This window comes from Bradyrhizobium sp. ERR14, assembly GCF_014198235.1.
In the GTDB taxonomy this organism is placed as follows: Bacteria; Pseudomonadota; Alphaproteobacteria; order Rhizobiales; family Xanthobacteraceae; genus Bradyrhizobium.
In genome coordinates, this window is sequence record NZ_JACIHD010000028.1 from 1 (window position 1) to 14,854 (window position 14,854).

A 14,854-nucleotide genomic window follows, 5' to 3' on the forward strand; every position below is an offset into this window, starting at 1 on the left:
ACTGGCGAGGGCCATGATGAGGCGGCACATTCTTCCGACCTCGAAGACGACAAGGTCCGGTACCCAGGGCAGTTGACAGCGATTAGACGACAAGAAGCTGTTCCGGCTGTACCGGGAAGAGAAGCTTGCAGTGCGCCGCCGTGGCGGCCGCAAGCGCGCCATCGGGACCAGGGCGCCGATGGCGCCGAACGAGCGCTGGTCGCTCGACTTTGTGTCGGATCAGCTGACCTGCGGCCGCCGCTTCCGCGTCCTCACCGGGGTCGATGACTGCACCCGCGAGTGCCTGGCGCTGGTGGCCGATACCTCGCGCTCCGGCATCCGCGTGGCCCGGGAACTTGACCGGCTGATGATCGAGCGCGGCAAGCCGAAAATGGTGGTCAGCGACAACGGCAGCGAGCTGACCAGCAACGCTATCCTGACATGGGCGGATCAGAGTCGCGTCGCCTGGCACTACATTGCGCCGGGCAAGCCCGTGCAGAATGCGTTCATCGAGAGCTTCAACGGCCGGCTGCGGGATGAATTGCTGAACGAGACACTGTTCACGTCAGTGGCCCAGGCTCGCGTCGCACTCGGATGCTGGCGGGCCGATTACAACGATGCCCGACCCCACTCGCAGCTCGGATGGAAAACGCCCTCTGAGTTCGCCTTCACCTGTCACCCGCGCCGGAATCTGGCGCTGCGCTATGCCGAAGGCTCCGCGCCAGCTCCCGTCGCTCCCACCGCCCAACCGGGAAAATCCAACGACCGGAGCGAACTCAGGATTGGATAAAACTTGATGTGGTGGAACGGCCCGCTCCAACAGCATCAAAGTGCTAGAACGTGGTCGTTGTTCGAACGCCACAAAGGAGGGACCGTTCCGTGAAACAGCTTATCACCATCGGGCTCGATCTGGCCAAGCACGTTTTCCAGGTTCACGGGGCGGATGCCGAGGGCTCGCCCGTGTTCAGCCGGAAGCTACGGCGCAGCGAAGTTCTGCGTTTCTTTAAGAAGCTGCCACCATGCCTGGTGGGAATGGAAGCATGCGGTAGCGCCCACTATTGGGCACGCGAGATCGCAGCTCTCGGTCATGAGGTCCGGCTCATTCCGCCGGCTTATGTCAAACCCTTCGTCAAGCGTGGCAAGACGGATGCGGCGGACGCGGAGGCCATCAGCGAAGCGGTGACCCGAAAGACCATGCGCTTCGTGCCGATTAAGACGGCTGAGCAACAGGCTGCCGCGATGGTGCTGAAGACCCGCGCTCTTCTAGTGCGGCAGCGAACGCAGGCGGTCAACGCGTTGCGCGCGCATCTGGCAGAATTGGGGATCAATCGCCACCGCCGGCCTGGCAAAGGTTGAGGCGCTGGTCGCAATCATACGGGATGAGACATGCTCGCCTGCCCGCAGCAGCGCGCTTCGCGCTGATGGCTATTGCCGACGAGATTGAAGCTTCAGCCGACCAGATCGAGAGGCTTGAGCGCGCAATCGTCGTGGAGGCCAAGCGCGACGAGGACATGCGTCGGTTGACCACAATCCCTGGCGTCGGCGCCATTACGGCGGCGACCATCAAGGCGCTTGTGCCGGGTCCCGGCGGGTTCAAGTCGGCTCGCCACTTTGCCGCCTGGCTGGGATTGACGCCGCGGTCTCACTCAAGCGGAGGCAAAGAGCGGCTGGGACGAATATCGAAGATGGGAAATCCGGAACTCCGCTCTCTCCTCGTTGTCGGGGCAACGGCCGTCTTGCGGGTCGTCCGAAACGACGCTCGGGCGCGGCCGTGGCTGAAGGCCCTTCTCGCCAGACGGCCCTTCAAGGTTGCCGCCGTCGCGCAGGCCAATAAGACGGCGCGGATCATCTGGGCGCTCCTGAACAAGGGCGGAATTTATCGGCGTCCCGACCCATTGGCGCTTACCGCGGTGACGCAGACCACCAAAACGATCTGACCGGCGCAGGCCGGCAGAGGGCAAGGTGCAAAAACAGGCGATGAACCCTTGGGACGAAATCCCGAAACGAGTGAAGCTACTGCCCCCAATGCGCTCAAGCGCGTAAACTTGATTTGGCTCCTCGTTCCGCGGATCTCATCGAGGCCAGCGGCCATATTGTGCCGCGCGCAAAGGCCGGACATATGACCGCACCGTCCCAATGTATGAAATCGACTGAAAAAGCTCTTGCCTCGCGGGCCGTTCCACATATGGGGGCAAGGTCACAGCTGATGCAGAGTTGCAAACCAGAATGCGCGACACCGCGAGGCAGTCAGGTTCGCGGTCGGTCAAGGTTTCATTCTGGTCTTTGTTGGGAGGCGCGACTGGCGGCAGTGACAATTTGCGCCGTGAGGCGATGGAAGAGTTGAACAGGCTAGGTGGGGAGTTGGAGCCGATCATTGGCTTCGACTTGGTGACGGGCGCCTACCGATTGCTGTTTCATGTTTTGGCCGAGCTTGTGCTCTGGGCGCTGCCTCGCGATCTGACAGCGGAAGCGGCAGAATCCAGGTCGGTCACGGCGAGCAGAACCGTTCGGTCAATCGGTTTTGAGGTTCCTTGCCTTTTCTGCATGCGGCATCAGGAATGTGGCAATCGTCTCGATGACACCGGCAAGGGATCCCGGATCGATTGCGACATCCTGGATGAAAGCAGTCCATTGCTGGATCTTGGTCTGATCCTTTGCGAAAGCTTCGCTCAGGGCGTCTGGCCGATCGGTCGGAATGGATGTCTTCTTGCGATCGAAGGTAGCGCGTATTGCGCGGGCGAGCCGGTCATCCTTGAATTCGTAGGTACGGGCCAGCACCAGATATCGTATAAGTCCTTCAAACGCGTATTGGCAAGGCCGAGATGAACCATCCCCTGGAATTTCTCGGCGATGACCGTCTCCGGCGGATAGGCCCGTAGCTTGGGCGCCGGCTGATCGAGCAGCGGCAAGAGTTCGATCTCATGGAGGCCTGGCTCGGTGGCATCGCCATAACCAATATCGACGACAATGCGCATGCGCGCCCCATCAATCGTCGCGTAGCATTTGAGGCGCAGTCCACTATAGCCAGAGTCATCGCGGACCGTGTCGACCTCAAGCGATCCGGTATCGAAGGTGACACCGTCGTCGGCTTGGATGGCACCGATTTCCTTGAAACAACCCAGCGTGAGCTGCGGATCACTTTCGCCGAAGCCGAGCAGGTCGAGATCGCGGGTCGGGCGATGCGGATCATCGAGCCAGTGTCGCAGCAGCATCGCACCTTTGAGGACGAACTTGTTCTTGTACTTGCTGATGCTGAGCCGGTAGAGCAGCCGCTCCAGGGCATATTGCGTGAGCAGGCGGTCAAATGGCTCGTTGCGCTCCTTCGAAAGGTTGAGCAGGCGGGCGCGGACGGAGGCTCCGACATTCTTCAGCCGCCTATGCATTGACGGTTAGCGTCTCAAGGCGCGGCTGAACAATTTTTTTCCATATGCCGGCCTCGACCGCATAGTTTGCGATTTCGGAAGGTGTCGCCTTACGTAGCCTGAGCGCGTCTTTCATCGCCTGTGTGGCGTGCGCAAGACCTGCGGGCGCGTCGCAGAACGCTTTCTGACGTTGTCCGCTTTTGAAGAGATCAACAATCGTCTTCGCCGGCACGTAGATCGGTACGGATACCCCTTCGATGGTATGACGTTCGACGCCCTTATCGAATTCTTTGGAGCCAAAACGCGTGATCTGAATGCGAGGCCGTGTAATTTTGGGCCGCCAGTCGCGCGGACCAATCGCCATACATACATAGGGAGGAATACGATCTGTTAGCTCATGAAAGGCGAGCGCGGAATCGTAGCAGATGACGCCGTTGGGAATGAGCTTTGCGGCGACAGCAAGCGAGTGGTTGCTGTCGAGCAGGGCATCAGGGAGTTGATAGAGGCCTCGACTGAGTTGATTGACCATACTCTTTTGCTCCATCCGGGAGATGGTTGCGGCCGTGATCCCTTCCTCGAGGAATTCGGAAAGCCGCATCATACCCCGCTTCTGGAGAAGCGAGATCGCCCTATCCTCTTGGCGCTGCGTTTCCTTCCTCATGAAACCTATATGATACAAAACCTTGCAAATGTCAGGGTATTACGCAAGGAATTGTATCAAAAATAGATTTATACTACTGAATTAGCTGTAATATTCGATCGTCAGTCGCTCCACGGAAATGTCTTCAAACCCACCGGGAACTCCAAGTGATCCGTAAGGATTTCCGTAGTTACCGACATTTCCATGATTGCCGTAATTGACCTAAGTGCGGCGAATTCCGCCGCGACAATAATCGGTTTTCGAAGATGATCTCACCGAGATAGCGACCACGCATATCGATAAAGATGGCCTGTCCTTCCAGATAGTGGCCGATGTTTTGGCCGGTTGGCGCATGCAACTGGCCGTTCACCAAATTGGCGATGTGTTGCCCTCGGCTATTGAAAAGATATTGCATGCTAACTCTCCGAGACGACGCGACGATTTATGGGAAGTACTTTCCGCAGTCGACATAACTCAAACCAACCGCATCCTGCGGGCGATAGACGCCGTTACTAAGCGTATGCTGCCTGCCTAAACTGCCGAGGCTGAGCCGCATATCGTGATAAGCGGGTCCATCATGAAACAACTTTACCGCTTCCGCGACAATAAGGCTGGCGGCGGTGGTCCCAACGAAGGGAACGGCGACTGATTTACCCGCGAGGCCGCGGCGGCCGCAGATGTCACCGGCGAGCTTTTGGTAACCGGCATTGCTACTTGCGATCCGTTCTTGCTCGGCTTCGATCTTATCCTCGTCTTCCCTTCTGAGATCCGGCCAAAGTTCATCGACGGGGCGCGGATTTGGCAACGTGTGGAAGCTGATGGTGTCGAAATTGTTCACCGTCCCGCCGAGCCCGCTGTCGATGACGCGCAGAAAACCTGCGCCCTTCATGTCGCGACGCGCGAGGTTAGTGTCGAAGCCGCACAGAGCCAGTCGTGGCTCACCGTCCTGGAGGTTGAAGGTCGTGTCGAACCGGCGCTCGACAAGGCGCGACTGATCAAATCCGCGTTCGTTTAGCCATTGGCCGCAGGCATGGGCCTTGAACTGACTGATGAATGCAGAGGCGAACAACACGCCAGTCTCTACATTATCCTTTACGACTTTGTCGAAGTCGAACAAGGCGAACTGTGCTGCCTTGGGATCGGCATAAGGCAGGGTCGCCAGCGACCAAAGATAGGCATTGCCTAAGTGCCCCAAACCCAGAACCCAAAGGCTTTGTGGCAGGTACTGCACCAGGGTGCCAAGCGCTTCAGGATCTGTGATATCGAGATCGGGACGCCACAGCGACAAGCCAACCGGCCGTCGGGTCGCTTCCAAGTTGATATCGGCAAACGAGAGAAACAGCTCGGACACCGCAATCGACGCCGCCAGAATGCCGGCGGTTGGAAAATACTGACGCTCCGGCAAGCGGCCGACGGTCCGCGCAGGTCCTGCGAGCCCGATCCATCCATCGAACGTCACACGCAGGGCCCCATGACCGAAAGGAGCATCGCCGAAAACCAACGCTCGGGGCGTTGATGAAAGGCTGGCGCCAATGCTCTGTGGGCCCAGAACGTCGATGATAGCCTGGCCGAACGAAAGACCGAGCCATGGCCAAACGAGAAGGGGCGCTGCGGCGAGCGCCGGTGAAATAGCGGCGCGCACCGCCCCCGGAAAGCAACGGCTGGCGGTAGCTGCCGCGGTCAGTACCGCGAGCTGGAGGGTGTATGAGGCGGCAACATCATCGCCACAACAGAGCGTCAAAGCAAAGGCTTGCCGCCGCGCAAGCACCTCGGCGGGATCGGCTTGATCGCGGTCGATGCTGAGTTTCGAGATGCGGGAGATCTCGCTGTCAAAGGCGTTCATAACCATCACCACAGGGAAAGTTTGACGCGCCGGTCGGGCGCCAACGGCGAATGGGTACGCCATTTGAAACCACCGCAGTATTCATAAACACCCGCGGCCTTGAGCGACCACCACGGCGTGTTGGCGTAGTTCGGGACGATCATCGCGGTATGCCCAACGACCGGCAGTGTCGGGTGACGAACATCGATATGGCTCTGACGTACATCGCGTGTCGGATGTGTGTGCACGTCAATGAGTAATCGCACCTTGCGTTCGCGGCAGTGCTTCCAGAGAGCAGCACATCCGGACGCGTGGAAGGCGATCGCGCCGAGTTGGTAAGCGTCGGGATCGACATCGTCATAGCAGAGATAGGAGGTGATGCGGGGATATGGGCCGTCGAGCGGTCCGAGCAGGAATACGCCGCTTTCGCGCGTCCCGGCACCGCGCTTGCGCAGGTCGCGCATCGCGTTAGCCCACAGCCAGACGGGTAGCTTGATGACCTTTATGTCGGCGTCACATACCAAGGTAGTCTCCGCTCATCAGCAACGACTGGAATTCTTCGAGGTAGTCGACGATCGTATGTGAACTTGTCCAGACCGGACGAAGCGGCTCGCTCCTCCATTCTGGGTGGTCCGACAGCGGTGATCGATCGTACGGGTGATAGAGGGCCTTGCCGGCGAACGAGAATCCGTCCGTCCTGAACACGATGGCGAAGCGGCTTCCGGGTTTGCCCTTCGGCCATTTCGAGAACGCGAGAGTCTGCTTCGTTACCGGGTCCCAGAGAGGCCCTGTCGGCGGCTGCGTGCCATAACCGCTTAGGTTCAGCGCCACATGATAACGATCCGGAGCGCCTTGGCGTGGCGCTGCCGCCATCCAGAAAACGACATTCGGCCACGCAGTGTCTTGGGGCAGGCCGTCACCGACGACTTGCCCCCAGAGGCCTTTGGCGGCACCATCACGGTACTCAGGCAGAAGCAGATGGGATTCGAACAGGCGCTGGTCAGGCGGCAACATGCTCAGCCCTTCGGCGTCACTTCCTTGACAAGATCGAAGCAGATCGAGCAGCTGTCATCGTTGACAACGTCGCCGAGATGCTCGGTCGAGCGGGGCTGCGAAGCAGTGCCGTGGATCTGCAATACGTATTCGCCAGCTACCGCGGGATCCAACGGGAAGTGCTTCCGGGCCCAATCTGTCACCGTCCCAATCGTCGTGTTCGGCTTGAACTTGTGCTCTTTAGTGTCGGCGCTGAAATTCACCGTGACGGCGATTCGCTGGCACTTATGAACATGGACATGCCGATGCTTATGGAGGTCGAGAACCTCAAGCTTCAGATCAATGTCGACCGTCGCATGCTCGTCCACGTCTTCGGTGATCTCGATTGCCTCGCAGATGGTCTCGCCAATGAAGATGTGATGGCTGTTGGCAGGCATCAACTCAAGGCGGCTGAGTACATCGCTCAGCGTGTCTTCTGCGGCTGCAAAAACAGCTTGGGGCTTACGGCCCCACGCGTGAATGAAGAGTTCAAGCTCATGATTTTCCACGGATTTCTCCATTTTCAAGTCACCCATGGCGACTCTCGTTGACGAATAGGACCAATTAGGACAAAATAGGACTTATTGATTTCCTTGTCAAGATGGAGGAGGCGATGAGTAGTCTGCAACCTGCTTTGCACCCGGATGGCGTCGCCCATGTCCATGTCGGTGACGAGGTTTGTCCGTACTGCGAACAACCTATCTCGAACGAGCGGGCCGAAGAAATTCGCGCGCGTTTTCAGGCTGATACGCTGAAGGAGCAAGCAGCGTTACAGGCGCGCATGGAGGAGCAACTGAACGAGGCGCGCGCGCAAATAGAGGCCGATACCAAAACGACGGTTGAGAAGATGCAACAGCATCACGCTTCGGTGATCGCGCAACTTCAGGCAGATGCCATCGCGCGGGAGGCGGCGGCCCGAGCTGCCGCTCGGCAAGCAACCGAAGCTGAGATGAAGCAGAAGATGGATGAGGTGGCTGCGCAGCGGGAGGCAACGATACAACGCGCACTTGAAGCTGAGCGCGAAAGGACGGAGGCGCTCGCTGCGTTGGCAAAGATGAAGACTGATCAGGACGCGCTCGTTGCGGCACGAACGGAAGAAGTGCGAACCGCAATGGAGCAGAAGAACTACGAGAACATTGCCGCCCTCGCCTCCAAGCATGCGGCCGACATGGCGAAGATCTCCGAGCAGATGAGCGCGATGCAGCGTAGGCTCGATGCTGAGGAAGCCGAAGGTTCGGACATCAAGCTGCTGGAAGAGTTGAAAAGGAAATATCCGAAGGACGAAATCGCGGCGCTCAACAAGCCTTCAGGCGCGGACATTATTCATGTTGTGAAGCACAAGAATAGGGTCTGTGGAAAAATCGTCTATGACTCGCGCAATCGTAACGCTTGGCAGGCATCATTCGCCATTAAGTTGCGAGAGGACATGGTCAGCGAAAAGGCTGACCACGCCTTCCTGACGACCAGCAAGTTTCCCGCCGGAGCGCGCCAAGTCCACGGAGTTGACGGCATTATAGCTGCCAACCCGGCACGCGTTATGGCCCTGGTTGAAATTGTCCGTGGCGAGATTGTCCGCAATCACACACTGCGTCTAAGCGAGGAAGACCGGAGCCAGAAGACCGCGAAACTGTATGACTACATGGTGTCGGAAGGTTTTGCGAAACTCTTAGGTTCCGTACAAGGAAATGACGAGAAGCTGCTGCAACTGGACGTCGATGAGAAGAAGGCCCACGACAAGATCTGGGAAAGGCGTGGCGGTTTGCTCAAATCGTCTCAGAAACTTCACGCAAAACTCCGGGAAGAGATAGACTGCATTATCGGAACTTCGGATACGGATTGATCGAATATGCCCGAACCCACCAAGGGGCGCGTGGTAGGCTTGCAAGAGCGGCCGCTGGGACGCACTACTCTTCGCACCTATCGGACGAAGGCCGACATAGACGACATTATCCCCAATGACCGTCAGCCACGCCTTGGACCGAAAGAGGACGAAGAGCTCCAACGGCAAATTGACGACAACGAAGGTCTATTTGAGCCTCTGCTTGTCGAACCGCATCCTGAGATTTCCGGAAAGTTTCGCATCATCGACGGAGAACGCCGCTGGGCGAATTCGCGCGTACTCGTCGGACAGGGCAAATCTCAGTATCGACAAGTTCCGATCGAAGTGACTGATCGTACGTTGAGCGAAGAAGATCGCCTGCGTGTTTGGATATATATTCATCGTCAGCGCAAAGAGTGGGATGCAAAAGAAAAGGAAATGGTGGCCTATCGCCTGATCCAACTCGTGGGCCGGGCAAGCGCGGCGAACATGCTGGGCATTACCTTCAAAGAACTCGATAAGCTCACCGAAGTGTTCGAACTGTCGGAACGCTTTAAAGGACTTAAGGATGATGCCGCTAGCTTAACTTGGGCGCGAGAACTCCTAGGTGTTAGCAAGAAGCTCCTCACCCCAAGTGTAATTGACGCCGTAGTCGACAAGGTCGCGAGAAAACGGATCACAAATTCCAAGGACTTGCGAAAACTGCGGTCGATTCTACCAGATCCGGTAGCAAGCTCTCATTTTATGACGCGCGACGGAGATTTAGAGTCTGCGATGTTGCGCCTTCGTGCAGCCCCACAGCAGAAAGTGAAAGTCGGACTGGTAGACGACCTCGATACTGTCGTTGAATCCGTAAAGAATGTACCGTGGGCAACGCTTAGTGAACTGAAGAACGATCCGGAATTTTTAAAGAAGATCGATGAGGCGACGAAACTTCTCAGTTCCCTACGGACGACGCTTTCATCGTGATCAAACGCTCGATCGCAAGTCCGCAGATCGGCTTGGGCCTATCAAGCGAGCCGCTCGCTATTCGAATCTTATGGTCGAGCTATCTCATCAGCCTGCCTAAGGGGCGTCTTATTTAGGTGAATGCCACCGCGCTGCTGAGCTGTTCGAAAACCTCACGAACTTCCGTATCTGGGCAATACAGAGAGTTCGATACGCATCCGAGAAGGGCCACCAGCTTATTCTCCTCCTCCTGCTGCCTTACGGGTACCGCGGGGAATCCTGTTGGTCCACTTTAAGAACGACTTGCTCGAGCTATAAGAGCGACTCGATTCCTGGCTTTAAGAACGACTCGATTTCGTAAATCGATGCCCGAGCAAGGGAAATTGGCGGCCGAGCTCGAAGGCGAACATTAACGCTCGCGAAGATTTCGCCGTGGACAAGATAATAGGTTCAGCGGTGATCGCATGCAATTCACGATCGCCAGCAGCCTAGGCTGTTGAGAACCGCCAGCGCCCCCGATCTGCCATAGGTACGCATCCGACGGGCGCCGTCTTGCGTGACGCGAGGTAATTCGCGAAGCGTGTGACCTTAAGTCTAGCTTTAAGGTCATCAGGCGATGCGGGTCGAGGTTTTGGGCGGGCTGGAGCGGCGGCGGCGCTGGTCGCAGGACGACAAGGCGCGGATTGTCGAGGAGACGTTGGTGCCGGGCGCGAAGGTGACTGAGGTTGCGCGCCGCAACGGAGTCGCGACCAGCCTAGTGTTTACCTGGCGTCGACAAGCACGGACATCAGAGCAGGTTGTACCATCTTTTGCGCCGGTGCAGATCGTCGCTACGGAGGTGGAGGAAACTCCGAAGCTTTTGCCTGCGGGTGACGGCCGGGTGCGCTCCGTAGCGTCCGCGCGTACTGGATTGATCGAGATCGATCTTGGCAACCGGCGACGCATCCGGGTGGATGCGCACGTCGACCCGGAGGCGCTGGCGCGGGTTCTCGAGGTGCTTGAGCGCCGATGATCGCCATACCGGGTAATGTGCGGGTGTGGCTTGCGACCGGCCATACCGATATGCGCCGAGGCTTCCCGAGCCTTGCGCGTCTGGTTCAGGAGAGCTTGAAGCGTGATCCGCACGCTGGTGATCTTTACGTTTTTAGGGGCCGCCGCGGCGACCTGATCAAGATCATTTGGCATGATGGCCAGGGCGCATGTCTGTTCACGAAGCGGTTGGAGCGTGGCCGCTTTTTGTGGCCATCGCTGGCGGACGGCGTTGTGACGATCAGCGTTGCGCAACTATCCTATCTCCTGTCCGGAATTGACTGGCGAATGCCGCAGGCAACCTGGCGTCCGCAGGCTTCCGGTTAAGCTGTGGCTTATTGACTCACGAGGGAGATCGGTCGCGAATTTTAGCGGCGAATATGATTGATTTGCCCTCGTGACAACGCCTTCCGATCCGCTTCCCGCCGACCTTGCTGCTGCGCACGCAATAATCCTTGCGCAGCGCGAACAACTGGCGCTGGCGAAGAGCGAAGTGACCGTCGGTCGACTGGAAATCGAGCGGCTGAAGCTGATGCTGGCCAAGGCACGGCGCGAACAGTTCGGGCAATCCTCCGAACGCGGCAAGCTGCTGGTCGAACAGCTCGAGCTTGCCATCGAGGATCTCGAAGAGACGCAGGCCGAACAGGAAACCAAGGCCGAACTCGCCGCGCCAGGGGCCGCCAAGGAGAAGCGCGCGCAAAATCCACGGCCGCCGCGACGTCCGTTGCCGGACAATCTGCCGGTCGAGCGCGTCGTCGAACCCGCGCCTTGCGCATGTGGTAAGTGCGGCAGCGAGCGGCTGCACAAGCTCGGCGAGGTGGTCTCGAAGACCCTGGAATGCGAGCCGCGGCGCTGGAAGATTATCGAGCATGTCCGCGAAAAGTTCTCCTGCCGGGATTGCGAGGCGATCACAGAAGCGCCGGCACCCTCCCATCCGATCCCACGAGGCTTTGCCGGGCCGAACCTGCTGGCGATGATGCTGGTCAACAAGTTCCTGCTGCATCAGCCATTGAACCGGCAGAGCAAGACGTATGCCCGCGAAGGGGTCGAGATCGATGTCTCGACCCTGGCGGATCGGATTGGCGCCTGCGTGGTGGCGCTCGATCCCATTATTGAGGCGATCCGGATCCATATCATGAGCGCGGAACGCATCCACGCCGACGATACGACGGTGCCGGTGCTGGCCAAGCTTAAGACGGTTACCGGCCGGATCTGGACCTATGTTCGCGATGACCGGCCGTTTGGCGGCACGGATCCGCCGGCGGCCCTGTTCTACTACTCACGCAACCGGGCTGGAGAACATCCGCAAAGCCATCTTGCCGACTATGTGGGCCTCATGCAGGCCGATGCCTTCGATGGATATAACCAGCTCTACAAGGCCCAAAGGAAGCCAGCTCCGATCCTTGAAGCGGCCTGTTGGAGCCACGGCCGCAGAAAGTTCTTCGACCTGGCGAAATCTGGAGAGGCGCCGATTGCCAGCGAGGCCGTGCGACGCATCGATATCCTGTTCGAGATCGAGCGCGCCATCAACGGCAAAACGCCGGAACAGCGGCTTACGGCACGTCGTGATAAGTCGAGGCCGATCGTCGCCGATCTCGAAATCTGGATGCGCCAGCAGCGAACCTTGCTCTCATCAGGCAACGATACTGCAAAGGCGATCAACTACCTGCTCAACCGCTGGGCGGCGTTCACCCGCTTCCTGGACGATGGCCGCATCTGCCTCTCGAACAACGCTGCCGAACGAACGTTACGCGGTGTGGCTGTCGGAAGACGAAATTGGACCTTCGCCGGTTCAGATGCTGGCGGCAATCGTGCCGCCGCTGTCTATACCCTGATCGAAACCTGCAAGATGAACGACGTTGATCCGCAAGCCTGGCTCGCTGACGTGTTGGCCAGGCTTCCAGATCACCCCGTCAATAGAGTCGCCGACCTGCTCCCGTGGAATTGGAAGGCGACTCAACAGTCCAAAGCGGCTGCCGCCTGAGCGCCGCGGCAGACCGCGCGCCTGTCCGGGGTGCTGGCCGGATGCGTACTTCACAAACGCATGTCGTCTCCAAAAACACGATTCTTCGCCGGAGCGCACAATGCACGTCCATGAGTTACAATGGATCGAGCATGTCGCAGCAATGAGATGTCTCACCGATCGACGGCATCTGACGTTTCGCGATAGCGCCACGAGGCGCTAGGGCGCTATTCATATCTAGCATGCATCCCTTCACCACTTACACCGTCGTTGATCACCAGGCGCGTTGTGATGGAGAAGTCATTGAGGGAGATCCATGGGAGGCTCTTCGCGCTCTTCTCGCCAAATACCCGTTAAGAGCATTGCTCTGATCTTCCGCCATTCCAGGGCGGCGCGGCCGACTTTTGGGCTTACGATTTAAACAGGACATTGGAGCAATTGCCAGCCCCGGTAATTCTCGGCCGGCGTCTTCCCGAGTCCATGCTCCACCTTTATGACGTGGTGGTCAGCTTCGACCACTGCCGCAAGAAATGCTGGTCGTTTCTAGCGGATGGCCGGAACAGGATCAGACGCGAGGGAGCGTCCTTGCACGGCGTCGCGCCGACGAGTTCGTCTCGACGCTTGCCTGTACGCCCATGAAGCACAAGGATCCTATTGGGGACTTGGGGCGTGGGACTCGAACTTCAGCCGAGAGGAGTATCTTGGCGATACGCCGAGCGATCGAGTTTATTTTGGCTGGAGACATCTTGCAAACCAACTAGCACTCGCGTGGCAACGTCATTTGATCCGCTTGCCTTTTATTGCTGAGTCCGATCATTGAATCCGGCGCCCTTCGCAGCACTTCTCCGCTACGGAGATCTCACCGTTGCATCAAGTTCAGCTGAACGATTCGTAAAGCTCGATGGTCGACTGGTTGAGACGCGGCCAATAAAAGGCACGATCGCGCGTTGCGCCGATAGCAACGAGGATCAGCGTCGCGCCCTGAACCTACTCGCATCTGAAAAGGACCGCACCGAAAACGTGATGATCGTCGACCTCCTGCGCAATGATCTGTGTCGCGTCTGCTCGCCCAATTCGATCCGGGTTCAAGAGCTGTGCAATCTCGAAACCTACGATTCAGTACATCACCTCGTCTCGATGATTGCCGGCGAGCTTGCAGTAACCCATGACGCGGTCAGTCTCATGCGAGCTTGCTTTCCTGTCGGCTCCGTCACTGGCGCACCCAAGGTGAGATCAATGGAAATCATTTCGGAACTAGAACGAGCGGCACGAGGCATCTACTGCGGAGCGATAGGGTTTATCAGCTTCAGCGGTCACATGGACACGGACATCGCAAGCCGCACTGTGATGATCGATGACCAAGTAGCCGTGTTTCAGGCTGGTGGCGGTATAACCGCGCTCTCGAAGCCAGAAGCCGAGTACGAGGAGACCCTGGCTAAAGGGAGTCTTTGATGCCTTTCGTACTGAGATGCCCCTTGTCCTTTGATTATTGTCATCGACAATTACGATTCTTTCGTTTTCAACGTTGCCCGCTATTTTCATACGCTTGGCGAAGCAACGCAGGTGATCCGAAACGACGCCATAACGGTGAATGATCTTCTTGCTCTCGAGCCGCGCGCACTGGTCTGTTCCCCCTGCCAGGCAGGGATATCTACGAGCGCGATCCGCGAACTTTCAGGACGTATCCCGATTCTCGGCATCTGCCTTGGGCACCAGTGCATTGGAAGCGTCTTCGGCGGAGATGTGACGCGAGCACGGCGCCCGATGCACTGTCGCTCATCACGGATTGCACATGACGGCCAGGGTCTCTTCGAAGGAGTCCCATCTCCACTGAATGTCGGACGTTATCATTCTCTCATCGTCGAACTTGTTGGGTCATGCTCGCCGGACCTCATCGTGACGGCGCATTCCGAAGAGGGAGAGATCATGGCCCTCGCACACCGTGATCATTCAACATTCGGCGTTCAGTTTCATCCGGAATCGATACTTACCGAGCAGGGCCATACACTCCTGAGAAATGTTTTGAGGCATTCAACCTCCTTCTGAGCGTGCCATCATAGCGAGCCTTGTGCGTTGGATCATCGGCATTGCCGGACGAATTTTTCATAGAGTCGCTCGCGCGACGCTATCCCGGGTCTAGCTTGATGTTCTGCGACTTCTGTACTCCAAAAATCCGTCGAGCGGGGCGGCGCCATCCGAGCCTTCACGTTCGGGCGGCCAAAATGTGACAGTCAGCCGTCAGCTATCCAGGGACAACAAA

General features: G+C 58.0%; 15 protein-coding genes and 2 pseudogenes. 10 read left to right on the forward strand and 7 right to left on the reverse strand.

The genetic code is table 11. The features are described from left to right. Positions 1-82: 82 nt before the first annotated feature. Both GGD62_RS36870 and GGD62_RS36875 read left to right on the forward strand, forming a co-directional pair. Positions 83-769 (forward strand): annotated as a pseudogene (locus GGD62_RS36870) (IS3 family transposase); the annotation flags it as partial. 89 nt (positions 770-858) lie between these two features. Next, positions 859-1,916 (forward strand): annotated as a pseudogene (locus GGD62_RS36875) (IS110 family transposase). A 732-nt stretch (positions 1,917-2,648) separates the two neighbouring features. On the opposite strand, the gene GGD62_RS36880 reads toward GGD62_RS36875, so the two are convergent. The 7 genes from GGD62_RS36880 to GGD62_RS36910 form a co-directional block, all read right to left on the reverse strand. Beyond that, positions 2,649-3,362, reverse strand: a complete 714-nt coding sequence (locus GGD62_RS36880) for a nucleotidyl transferase AbiEii/AbiGii toxin family protein (protein WP_312014325.1) — start codon at positions 3,360-3,362, stop codon at positions 2,649-2,651. Beyond that, positions 3,355-3,942, reverse strand: a complete 588-nt coding sequence (locus GGD62_RS36885) for a transcriptional regulator (protein ID WP_246800438.1) — start codon at positions 3,940-3,942, stop codon at positions 3,355-3,357. The genes GGD62_RS36880 and GGD62_RS36885 overlap by 8 nt, the downstream gene beginning before the upstream one ends. 229 nt (positions 3,943-4,171) lie before the next feature. After that, positions 4,172-4,396 (reverse strand): hypothetical protein, encoded by a 225-nt coding sequence (locus tag GGD62_RS36890; protein WP_210318045.1) that lies wholly within the window; start codon positions 4,394-4,396, stop codon positions 4,172-4,174. 27 nt (positions 4,397-4,423) lie between these two features. After that, positions 4,424-5,824, reverse strand: coding sequence for a hypothetical protein (locus GGD62_RS36895; protein WP_183713420.1), 1,401 nt, complete (start codon positions 5,822-5,824; stop codon positions 4,424-4,426). A 5-nt stretch (positions 5,825-5,829) separates the two neighbouring features. After that, positions 5,830-6,267 (reverse strand): hypothetical protein, encoded by a 438-nt coding sequence (locus GGD62_RS36900; RefSeq protein ID WP_183713423.1) that lies wholly within the window; start codon positions 6,265-6,267, stop codon positions 5,830-5,832. A 49-nt stretch (positions 6,268-6,316) separates the two neighbouring features. Then, positions 6,317-6,817, reverse strand: a complete 501-nt coding sequence (locus tag GGD62_RS36905; protein ID WP_183713426.1) for a hypothetical protein — start codon at positions 6,815-6,817, stop codon at positions 6,317-6,319. Positions 6,818-6,819: 2 nt separating this feature from the next. After that, complete coding sequence (locus GGD62_RS36910; RefSeq protein ID WP_183713429.1) at positions 6,820-7,371, reverse strand: hypothetical protein; 552 nt, start codon at positions 7,369-7,371, stop codon at positions 6,820-6,822. A 77-nt stretch (positions 7,372-7,448) separates the two neighbouring features. On the opposite strand from GGD62_RS36910, the gene GGD62_RS36915 reads away from it, so the two are divergent. From GGD62_RS36915 to GGD62_RS36945, 8 genes are all read left to right on the forward strand, one after another. Then, positions 7,449-8,675, forward strand: coding sequence for a DUF2130 domain-containing protein (locus tag GGD62_RS36915; RefSeq protein ID WP_183713431.1), 1,227 nt, complete (start codon positions 7,449-7,451; stop codon positions 8,673-8,675). Between the two features lie 6 nt (positions 8,676-8,681). Next, positions 8,682-9,623, forward strand: coding sequence for a ParB/RepB/Spo0J family partition protein (locus GGD62_RS36920; protein WP_183713434.1), 942 nt, complete (start codon positions 8,682-8,684; stop codon positions 9,621-9,623). Between the two features lie 595 nt (positions 9,624-10,218). Beyond that, positions 10,219-10,614: an IS66-like element accessory protein TnpA gene (gene tnpA, locus GGD62_RS36925; protein ID WP_183250414.1), complete on the forward strand. Its 396-nt coding sequence runs from the start codon at positions 10,219-10,221 to the stop codon at positions 10,612-10,614. Beyond that, the gene (tnpB, locus tag GGD62_RS36930; protein ID WP_028344503.1) at positions 10,611-10,958 is read left to right on the forward strand and encodes an IS66 family insertion sequence element accessory protein TnpB; all 348 of its coding nucleotides are present in this window, start codon (positions 10,611-10,613) and stop codon (positions 10,956-10,958) included. The genes tnpA and tnpB overlap by 4 nt, the downstream gene beginning before the upstream one ends. 70 nt (positions 10,959-11,028) lie before the next feature. After that, positions 11,029-12,615, forward strand: a complete 1,587-nt coding sequence (gene tnpC / locus GGD62_RS36935) for an IS66 family transposase (protein ID WP_183713437.1) — start codon at positions 11,029-11,031, stop codon at positions 12,613-12,615. A gap of 408 nt (positions 12,616-13,023) precedes the next feature. Continuing rightward, positions 13,024-13,233: a hypothetical protein gene (locus GGD62_RS41200; RefSeq protein ID WP_246800440.1), complete on the forward strand. Its 210-nt coding sequence runs from the start codon at positions 13,024-13,026 to the stop codon at positions 13,231-13,233. A gap of 177 nt (positions 13,234-13,410) precedes the next feature. After that, a complete protein-coding gene (locus tag GGD62_RS41205; protein ID WP_246800442.1) occupies positions 13,411-14,046 on the forward strand; it encodes an anthranilate synthase component I family protein in 636 nt (211 codons plus the stop codon). 30 nt (positions 14,047-14,076) lie between these two features. After that, on the forward strand, positions 14,077-14,640 hold the full coding sequence (locus GGD62_RS36945; RefSeq protein ID WP_183713440.1) for an aminodeoxychorismate/anthranilate synthase component II: 564 nt from the start codon (positions 14,077-14,079) through the stop codon (positions 14,638-14,640). Positions 14,641-14,854 lie beyond the last annotated feature (214 nt).